Source organism: Frankia sp. AgKG'84/4, from assembly GCF_023242965.2.
GTDB lineage: Bacteria > Actinomycetota > Actinomycetes > Frankiales > Frankiaceae > Frankia.
Window position 1 is genome coordinate 1 of sequence record NZ_JALKFU020000597.1, and the last position, 3,158, is coordinate 3,158.

General features: G+C 72.5%; 4 protein-coding genes. 1 reads left to right on the forward strand and 3 read right to left on the reverse strand.

The genetic code is table 11. The features are described 5' to 3' along the window. The 3 genes from MXD58_RS23735 to ppk2 form a co-directional block, all read right to left on the reverse strand. Positions 1 to 575 (reverse strand): 1-aminocyclopropane-1-carboxylate deaminase/D-cysteine desulfhydrase (locus MXD58_RS23735; protein ID WP_374616572.1); only part of this gene is annotated, 575 nt, incomplete at its 3' end. After that, entirely contained in the window at positions 572 to 727 is a 156-nt protein-coding gene (locus tag MXD58_RS23740) for a DUF1348 family protein (RefSeq protein ID WP_248837833.1), read from the reverse strand. The genes MXD58_RS23740 and MXD58_RS23735, both read right to left, overlap by 4 nt. Before the next feature lie 32 nt (positions 728 to 759). Further along, the gene (ppk2, locus tag MXD58_RS23745) at positions 760 to 1,782 is read right to left on the reverse strand and encodes a polyphosphate kinase 2 (protein ID WP_248837834.1); all 1,023 of its coding nucleotides are present in this window, start codon (positions 1,780 to 1,782) and stop codon (positions 760 to 762) included. A gap of 470 nt (positions 1,783 to 2,252) precedes the next feature. On the opposite strand from ppk2, the gene MXD58_RS23750 reads away from it, so the two are divergent. Further along, a partial coding sequence (locus MXD58_RS23750; protein ID WP_250609954.1) for a serine/threonine-protein kinase occupies positions 2,253 to 3,158 on the forward strand: 906 nt, incomplete at its 3' end.

Sequence of the window (3,158 nt, forward strand, 5' to 3'; positions counted from 1 at the left end):
CAGCAGAGCAGGTCGAAGTCCTGGTTGATCTCGGCGGGCAGCTCGGCGCAGCCGCGCACGCCGAGCGCGTTGCTGGCGCCTTCGGGCAGCAGGTAGGCGGGGCCGAACTCGGCGTCGAGCCGGGCGAGCACCGCCGCCCCGGTGCCCGCCCGCACCGCCCGGTAGGAGGCGCGGTCCAGGTAGGTCAGGTGCATGCCAGCGTCGGCGGCGAAGCGCAGCACCGGGTTGAGCGGGCGATGCTCCTCGCCGCGGATGACACCGATGGTGCGCAGCCCGAGCAGGCGGCCCGCCGCGGCGACCGCCCGGAGGTGGTTCGAGTACGCGCCGCCGAACGTAAGCACGCCGCGATAGCCCAGCGCCTGGGCCCGCGCCAGGTTGGGGCCGAGCTTGCGCCACTTGTTGCCGGGAATGTCGGGATGGATCAGGTCGTCCCGCTTGAGCAGCAGCCGCACGCCCCGCGCGTCGAGCCGGTCGTCCACCGTTTCGACGAGCGGGGAGGGCAGCCGCGCGCCCGCCACCGCGGCCAGCGAGGGATCGGCGTCGCGCCGGCCCGCCGGGAGCGGGCGGTCGTTCATGCCAGCGGCAGGGCGACGCCTCGCGCGGCCGCGGGGCGGACACCGAGAGAGAGCTTCTCCAGGTCGTGCCTGTTCCACGCGTCCCCGGCCGCCCGCGCCTTCTCCACGGCGGTCCGCTCATCGAACGGGGGAAAGGGCGATCGCGCGCTCACTCGGTCTCCTCTCGAGGAGAGGACAACCTATGTCAGTGCAGCGAGGGGAAGGTGCGGTCCGCCTTCTCGCCGGGTTCGAGGAGGTTCACGGCGGGGCCGACGATGAGCGGGTCGGGCGTGCCGACGACGTCCGCGTCCTTGCCGGTGTAGTCCAGTTCGTGCAGGACGTGGCGCATGGCCTCGAGCCGCGCCCGCTTCTTGTCGTTGCTCTTCACCACCGTCCACGGTGCCTCGACCGTGTCGGTGTAGAAGAACATCGCCTCCTTCGCATCGGTGTAGTCCTCCCACCGGTCGAGGGAGGCGAGGTCCATGGGGCTGAGCTTCCACTGCCGCACCGGGTCGATCTGCCGGACGATGAACCGGGTCTGCTGCTCGTGCTGCGACACCGAGAACCAGAGCTTGAACACGGTGATGCCGCTGCGCGTCCACATCCGCTCCAGCTCGGGCGCCTGGCGCAGGAACTCGCGGTACTCCTCCGGCGAGCAGAAGCCCATGACCCGCTCGACGCCGGCCCGGTTGTACCAGGACCGGTCGAACATGACGATCTCGCCGGCGGCGGGCAGGTGCTGGACGTAGCGCTGGAAGTACCAGGAGTTCTTCTCCCGCGGCGAGGGCTTCTCCAGCGCGACGACCCGCGCCCCGCGGGGGTTGAGATGCTCGGTGAACCGCTTGATCGTGCCGCCCTTGCCGGCGGCGTCGCGACCCTCGAAGGCCAGCACGAGGCGCTGGCCGGTCTCCTTGACCCAGTACTGCATCTTCAGCAGCTCGATCTGGAGCAGGCGCTTCTCGCGCTCGTAGTCGGCGCGGGCCAGGCGGGAGTCGTACGGGTAGTTCTCCCGCCAGGTGTCGACGGGGGTTCCATCCGGACGCAGAAGCGTGGTCTCATCGTCGTCCTCTTCGAGGACGCGTAGCCCGGCGAGCTGCTCGGCCTGCGCGTCGGCGTGCTCCGCGAGCCCAGCCGCGCCCAGCCAGCCGCCGTAGCTCTCGGCGACGCGGGGCAGCGCGTCGACCTTGCCCTGGACCCCCTTGGGGATCACCCGTTCGACACTGGTCACGCTGACGTCCCTCCCGTTCGGACAACGCGCCGCGGCCGCGGCGGTGTTCCCCGGTCGTACCCAGGGTCGGGCCTGGCCGGACAACCGTATGGAAGCCGGCGCACAGGTGGTCAACGGCCCGGGAAACGGGAGATGACGGGAGGGGTCGGGGCCGGCGGCCCGACGGGCACGGACCGCCGGGATCGGACCGGCGTTTGACCGCACACGTTCGCGGACAGGTGACATTCAGACCTATTTATCGGCAGGAAAGGTGACGAAGCCGGCTTCCATCCCACCGTGCACGCACACGCGTGGTACACACATGATCGACGGATAGCGAGTCGGCCCCGCGCGGGTACAGGCGCTCGCCGTCACGCGGGACAATCGGGTCGCCTCCTCGTGTCGCCGCCCGGCGACACGCCCGGCCGCCTCGACCCGCCGACACCGCACCACCCGCCCGCCGGCGGTGAGCCCGCAGAAAAGGAAGCGCTGTGCTGACCCCCCTGACCTCGGACGATCCGCGCCGGATCGGCCCCTTCCGACTGGCGAACCGCATCGGCGCCGGCGGCATGGGCGTGGTGTACCTCGGGTTCGGCGAGGACGGCAAGCCGGCGGCCGTGAAAGTGCCCTCGGTCGGCCTGTCCGACAACCCGGAGTTCCGGTCCCGGTTCCAGCAGGAGGTCGCCGCCGCCCGCCGGGTCCGGGGAACCTCCGTGGCGGCCGTGCTCGACGCCGACCTCACCGGTGAGCGCCAGTGGATGGCCACCGAGTTCGTCGAGGGCCGCAGCCTGGGCGATGCCGTCGCGACCCGCGGCGCCCTCGACGACCGGCTCGTCCACGGCCTCGCGATCGGCCTCGCCGACGCCCTCGTCGATATCCACGCGGCCGGCGTGGTGCATCGCGACCTCAAGCCGGCGAACATCCTGCTGGCCTGGGACGGCCCGAAGGTCATCGACTTCGGCATCGCCCGCGCCGCGGACAGCACCAGCCACACCCGTACCGGCATGCTCATCGGCACCCTGGTCTGGATGGCGCCCGAGCAGCTTCGCGGCGACCGGGCCGGCCCGCCGGCGGACATCTTCGCCTGGGGCGCGTGCGTGGCGTTCGGCGCCACCGGGCACCCGCCGTTCCGCGGCGAGCGCGCCGAGGCGATCGGCATGCAGATCCTCACCGCCGAGCCCGACCTCGACGGCGTGCCCGCCGACCTCGCCGGCCTCGTCCACGCGGCGCTCGACAAAGAGCCCGCGCGCCGGCCCACCGCCCACGACCTGCTCACCCACCTGGTCGACCGGGACACCGGTGGCGCGGGCGGCGCCGACCAGGCCAGCGAGACCGCGCTGGCCCGGGTCTGGTCGCTGCCACCCACTCCCCCGGGCGGCGCCGCGCCGCCGCGGGAC